This is a genomic window from Streptomyces sp. NPDC049627 (genome assembly GCF_044465645.1).
Classification (GTDB): Bacteria; Actinomycetota; Actinomycetes; order Streptomycetales; family Streptomycetaceae; genus Streptomyces.
The window spans coordinates 325,824-331,953 of sequence record NZ_JBITLW010000005.1 but is presented as its reverse complement, the minus strand read 5'-3'; the positions used below and the strand labels follow the sequence as shown (position 1 = coordinate 331,953).

The window sequence follows — 6,130 nt, the reverse complement described above, 5'->3', positions numbered from 1 at the left end:
GCCCCCGGCCGCGCCCCCGCCCCTATTGTCGTCCCCGCGGGGGCCCCCCCCCCCCGGCCCCCCCCCGACCGCGGTACTGACCGACCGCACCCACCGTCGGGGAGCCTCCGGCCGGCCGAGCAGACCTCGGCTCCAGGAGGCTCCCCGCGGGCCTGAACCGATTTCACGGTCCGGGCCCGAACCGATTGCACGAGTCCAAGAGGAGCGCTGCCATGGCAGAGCCGCAGCCCGTCCTGGAGATGACGGGCATAGTCAAAGAGTTTCCGGGGGTCAGGGCTCTGTCGGGCGTCGACTTCCGGCTCTTCCCCGGCGAGATCCACGCCCTGATGGGCGAGAACGGGGCCGGGAAATCCACCCTGATCAAGGTGCTGACGGGGGTCTACTCCCTGGACGGCGGCACCATCACCCTCGACGGCAAGGCCGTACGGATCGGCAGCCCGCTCCAGGCGCAGCAGGCCGGCATCAGCACGGTCTACCAGGAGGTCAACCTCTGCCCCAACCTGTCGGTGGCGGAGAACATCTTCATCGGACGTGAACCCACCCGCGCGGGCCGCATCCAGTGGAAGCGCATGCGCAAGGAGGCGGCGGAGATGGTCGACCGCCTCGGCCTCGACATCGACGTCACCGCCCCCTTGTCCGCGTACCCGCTGGCCGTGCAGCAACTGGTCGCGATCGTACGGTCGGTGGGCCACGGCGACAGCGACGGCGAGGGCTCCGGCACCAAGGTGCTGGTCCTGGACGAGCCGACCTCCAGCCTCGACCGCGACGAGGTCCTCGAACTCTTCCGCCTCATGCGGCAGTTGCGGGACGAGGGCGTCGCGATCCTGTTCGTGTCCCACTTCCTCGACCAGATCTACGAGATCTGCGACCGCATGACCGTCCTGCGCAACGGCACCCTCGTCGGCGAGCACCTGGTCCGCGACCTCGACCAGGTCCAGCTGATCGAGCTGATGATCGGCAAGGCCCTGGACCAGCTGGAGGAGCTCCACGACCACCAGCTGCACGCGGACGTCGGCGAGTCGCTGCTGAAGGCGGAAGGCCTCGGCAGGAACGGCGCCATCGCCCCCTTCGACCTGGACATCAAGAAGGGCGAAGTCGTCGGCCTCGCGGGCCTGCTGGGCTCCGGCCGCACCGAACTGGCCCGGCTGCTCTTCGGCGCCGACCAGCCCGACAGCGGCACGGTGACCATCGGCGGCCGGCAGGTGACGATGAACGCCCCGAACGACGCCATCGGCGCCGGGGTCGCGTTCTGCTCGGAGAACCGCAAGACCGAGGGCCTGGTCCCCGACCTGACGGTCCGCGAGAACATCATCCTCGCCCTCCAGGCGGCCCGCGGCTGGACCCGACCCGTCCCCACCGCCCAGCGCGACGAACTCGTCGCCAAGTACATCAAGGCCCTCGACATCCGCCCCGCCAACCCGGAGGCCCGGGTCGGCCAGTTGAGCGGCGGAAACCAGCAGAAGGTGCTCCTCGCCCGCTGGCTGATCACCCAGCCGAAGCTGCTGATCCTGGACGAGCCGACCCGCGGCATCGACATCGGCGCCAAGACGGAGATCCAGAAGCTGGTGGTCTCCCTCTCCGAGGACGGCATGTCCGTGCTCTACATCGCGGCCGAGCTGGAGGAGGTCCTCCGCCTCAGCCACACCATCGGGGTGCTGCGCGACCGCAAGCTCGTGGCGCGGCTCACCAACGGGCCCGAGATCACCCCCGGCAAGATCCTCGAGACCATCGCGAGCGGAGAACAGCAGTGACCACCACCTCCCGCTGGCGAGCACTGACGCGCCACAACCTCTTCTGGCCGGTCGCGGTCCTGGTGGCCCTGCTGCTCGTCAACATCCCCTTCACCCCCGACTTCTTCGCGATCCACATGTCGGACGGGCACCTCTACGGCAGCCTCGTGTCGATCGTCCTGTTCGGCTCGCCCCTGATCCTGGTGGCGGTCGGCATGACCCTGGTCATCGCCACCGGCGGCATCGACCTCTCCGTGGGCGCGGTCGTCGCGATCACCGGCGCGCTGACCTGCTCGTACATCAGCGACCGCGCGGACCAGAACGCCCTGTCCGGAGTGCTGCTGGCGATGGGCCTCGGCCTGCTCGCAGCGGTCGTGTGCGGTCTGTGGAACGGCTTCCTCGTCGCCCGCATGGGCCTGCAGCCCATCATCGCGACCCTCATCATCATGGTCGCGGGCCGAGGCCTGGCCCAGCTGATCACCGACGGCCAGATCATCACCATCAACAGCGAGCCGTACAAGCTGATCGGCGGCGGCTACTGGCTGACCCTGCCGTTCTCCATCTTCGTGGTGGCCGCGGTCGTCGCCGTCACGGTGGCACTGACCCGCCGCACCGCCCTCGGCCTGCTCGTCGAGTCGGTCGGCGGCAACGCCGAGGCCAGCCGCCTGGTCGGCATCCGCTCCCGCCGCATCAAGATCATGGTGTACGTCTTCTGCGCCCTGTGCGCGGGCATCGCGGGCCTGATGATCAGCTCCAACACCTCGGCCGCGGACGGCAACAACGCCGGCCTGTGGATCGAACTCGACGCCATCCTCGCCGTGGTGATCGGCGGCACCTCGCTGCTGGGCGGCCGCTTCTCCATCGGGGGCACGGTGGTGGGCGCCCTGGTCATCCAGACCCTCACCACCACGATCTACACCATCGGCGTACCGACCCAGACCAACCTGGTCTTCAAGGCCGCCGTGGTCATCGTCGTCTGCCTGCTCCAGTCCCCGAAGTTCCGCGCCAAGGTCTTCGGCGCCCGTGGGAAGACCACGGCCCCGGCGGCACCGCCCGCGGTCACCGCCGAGCCCGCTCCCAAGATGGAGGTGTCGTGATGAGTGCGACCACCCGGACCCCCACGACACCGCGGAAGCCGGAAAGCCGTACGCCGTCCGGGGCCGCCCGCCTGCTCGGCGACCGCCGGCTGCCCGTCCTGGTCACGGCCGCGCTGTTCCTCGCGATATACATCGCCGGCCTGAGCCGCTACCAGAACTACGGCTTCGGCGAACCGCAGGTGTTCCTCAACCTGTTCATCGACAACGGCTATCTGCTGGTCGCCGCCGTCGGCGCCACCTTCGTCATCCTGTCCGGCGGCATCGACCTGTCCGTGGGCTCCGTGATCGGCTTCACGACGATGCTCACGGCGTGGCTGGTGCAGGACGTGGGCCTGCCGCTCCTGCTCGTCGTGCCCATATCCCTGGGCGTGGGAGCGTTCGGCGGCTTCCTCATGGGTTATGTGATCCACAACTTCGAGATCCAGCCGTTCATCGTGACCCTCGCCGGCCTCTTCCTCTTCCGGGGCCTGTGCCTGGTCATCAGCAAGGAGTCGATCTCGATCGACGACTCCGCGGTGAACAGCCTGGCCCAGACGCGGGTTTCGCTGGGGGTGGGCGAGCTGTCGATCGGCGCCGTGGTGGCCCTGGTCGTCCTGGCCGCGGCCTTCTACGTCCTCCACTACACCCGCTTCGGCCGCCGCATCTACGCCGTCGGCGGCAACGAGCAGTCGGCCCTCCTCATGGGTCTCCCGCTGGGCGGCACGAAGATCGCCGTCTACACGATGAGCGGCTTCTGCTCCGCGCTGGCCGGCCTGCTCTTCATGCTCTACATCCAGTCCGGCGACCCGCTGCACGCCGTGGGCATGGAACTCGACGCGATCGCCGCGGTGGTCATCGGCGGCATCCTGCTGACGGGCGGCTCCGGCTATGTCCTGGGCACGCTGTTCGGCGTCCTCGTCCTGGGCCTGATCAAGAGCATCATCCAGTTCGAGGGCACGCTCAGCTCCTGGTGGACGAAGATCGCCACCGGTGTGCTGCTCTGCGCGTTCATCCTGATCCAGCGCGTCATGACCTCCCGGAAGAAGACCTGAGCGAAAGGGCCCCTCATGGGCCGGAGCGGTCCGTCCCCTCGTACGCCGGGGGACGGACCGCTCCGACGCATGCGCCGCGTCGGAACAGGAAGTTGTGCACACAACATTCACAGCTCCGGCTAGGCGCGTGACCCGTACGGAACTTAGTCTTCCCGCGTCATGGACTACTGCCACCCGTGCCGCCGGCACCTGAACGGCGCCCTGGCCTGTCCGGGGTGCGGCGCCCCGGTCGAACATCAGCCCGCATACGCGGATGTGCCCGTCGAGGCGTACCCGCAGATGGCCGAGCGGGCTGTGGGGGCGGCTGCGGGCCCGGTGGGGGCGCAGGGCTCCTACGGCGGGTACGGCGGACAGTACGCGGGCGGCGAGTACGGCGGCGGCTACGCGGGGCAGTACGGGAGCGGCGGCTACGAGGGCCAGGCCTACGGGAGCGAGGCCCACGGGAGCGAGGGCTACGGCGCCGGGGGCTCCGAAGAGCCGGCGGACGCCGGGGACGGCGCGGCCGCCTCGGATGCCGCAGACGCCGCGGAGCTCGCGTCGGCCGCTCCGGTCGGCGGGCGGGCCGCGCGCAGGGCCGCGCAGAGACGTGGCCGAGGACGCGGGCGTGGTGCCGACGAGCGCGCGGAAGACGCCGAATACGCCGAATACGCCGAAGACGCCGAGTACGACGAGGAAGACGACGGCGAGCTGGACGAGGAGTCCGCGTCGGCGGGCACGAGCCGTCGCGATCGCAAGGCCGCCGCGCATCGCCGCCGCCGTCGCCGGGCCCTGCTGGTCGCCGCGGGGTTCGTCCTGGCCGCGGGCGGTCTGAGCCTCGCGGAGCTCGGCATGGACGCCCCGGGCTCGGACCCGAAGCCGGCGTCGGCCGGGGACGAGTCGGCGGAGGGCGCGGCGTCGGACGAGGTGTCCGCGTCCCCGGAGGCGAGGGACGGGACGACGCGGACGGACCCGCCGTCGGCGGACCCCTCGACGTCTCCCTCGTCCTCGAAGTCGCCGAAGGACGGGGACGACAAGAAGAAGGACGAGGACAAGACCCCCGACGAGGACGGCCCGTCGGCGACGACGGGCAGCGGCGGCTCCGGCACGTCCACCTCGGGCCCCACCGCCACGTCCGCGCCGCAGAACCCGGCACCCACCCAGGAGCCGACCACATCGGTCCCGACCCCGGACCCGTCGCCGTCGGAGACGTGCGAGCGGTTCCTGTGGTGGTGCACCTGAACCGGTGGGTGCGTAGACCGTCCACCTTCACCGTTCTCCACGCCCGGCCTCGCCTGTTCCGGAATCCCGACGCCCGCCTCACCTGTTCCGGGTGATCCCACGGCAGCACGGGACTGTGACCATGCGGGCAGGAGGTCCGGTCATGGTCACCCAGTACGACGGTCCGCTCCCTGCCACGGGCGAGGGCGCCCTGTCCGGGGCCGAGCGCGCGGCACTCGGCAAGGAGGCACGCGCGCGTGTCCCGCGCTCCGCGCACGCCGCCTACGAGCCCGACGAGAAACGGCCGTACCCGGTCGACATCATCGCGCGACAGTCCGCCGCCCGCGTCCCCGAGCTGGTCCCCGTCCCGGTACGGCCGGATGCTCGAATCGCCCTTCCATGCCTCACCGGCCCGTGCGGACCGAGGGGCGCGTCACCGCCCGGACCGACCTGACGGAGTGACGCGGGCCCTGACCAGGCGCCTGCGTCCTCACCCTTCGAGGGTGACGACGGAGACGGCCCTCGGGGATCAGGCTCGGTGGTGTACGGCTGCACCCGCAGCCCGGTGAGGAAAGGAGGCCGGACATGGCCACCACCGCTCGCCCCGAGCACCGAGAGAGGGCGCAGGTCGCCGCCACCGGCCTGATGCTGTTCGCCGCAGTGCTGCTGTTCGTCTCCGGGATCCTCGATCTCTTCCGCGGCATCATGGCGGTCGCCGAGGACGACATCTACGTCTCCACCCCCAACTACGTCTTCAAGTTCGACCTGACCAGCTGGGGCTGGATCCACCTGCTGTTCGGGGCGATCGCCGTGGTCGTGAGCTTCGGCCTGTTCGCGGCGAAGACCTGGGCGAGGGTCGTCGGCGTCGGCATCGCGGCACTGCTGATCATCGCCAACTTCCTGTCCATCCCGTACTACCCGGTCTGGTCGCTCACGCTGATCGCGATGTACGCGTTCATCATCTGGGCGCTGTGCGTGGTGAAGCGGGACACCCTCGCCGATTAGCCGACGGCCACTCGCCCGTATGGGCCTGCTGGACATGCCGTCACAGGGGTGCGCTGACGCAATGGAGGGG

General features: G+C 70.2%; 6 protein-coding genes. All 6 read left to right on the top strand.

Going from position 1 to position 6,130, the window contains the following annotated elements:
• Positions 1–212: 212 nt before the first annotated feature.
• The 6 genes from ACIBU0_RS16020 (at position 213) to ACIBU0_RS15995 (ending at position 6,060) form a co-directional block, all read left to right on the top strand.
• Complete coding sequence (locus tag ACIBU0_RS16020; RefSeq protein WP_398817750.1) at positions 213–1,751, top strand: sugar ABC transporter ATP-binding protein; 1,539 nt, start codon at positions 213–215, stop codon at positions 1,749–1,751.
• Entirely contained in the window at positions 1,748–2,827 is a 1,080-nt protein-coding gene (locus ACIBU0_RS16015) for an ABC transporter permease (RefSeq protein WP_398817747.1), read from the top strand. The genes ACIBU0_RS16020 and ACIBU0_RS16015 overlap by 4 nt, the downstream gene beginning before the upstream one ends.
• Positions 2,827–3,858, top strand: a complete 1,032-nt coding sequence (gene yjfF / locus ACIBU0_RS16010; protein WP_398817744.1) for a galactofuranose ABC transporter, permease protein YjfF — start codon at positions 2,827–2,829, stop codon at positions 3,856–3,858. Before ACIBU0_RS16015 ends, yjfF begins: the two co-directional genes overlap by 1 nt.
• A 159-nt stretch (positions 3,859–4,017) precedes the next feature.
• Entirely contained in the window at positions 4,018–5,076 is a 1,059-nt protein-coding gene (locus tag ACIBU0_RS16005; RefSeq protein WP_398817742.1) for a hypothetical protein, read from the top strand.
• Positions 5,077–5,218: 142 nt separating this feature from the next.
• The gene (locus ACIBU0_RS16000) at positions 5,219–5,509 is read left to right on the top strand and encodes a hypothetical protein (protein ID WP_398817739.1); all 291 of its coding nucleotides are present in this window, start codon (positions 5,219–5,221) and stop codon (positions 5,507–5,509) included.
• 131 nt (positions 5,510–5,640) lie between these two features.
• A complete protein-coding gene (locus ACIBU0_RS15995) occupies positions 5,641–6,060 on the top strand; it encodes a hypothetical protein (protein WP_398817736.1) in 420 nt (139 codons plus the stop codon).
• Positions 6,061–6,130: the final 70 nt, after the last annotated feature.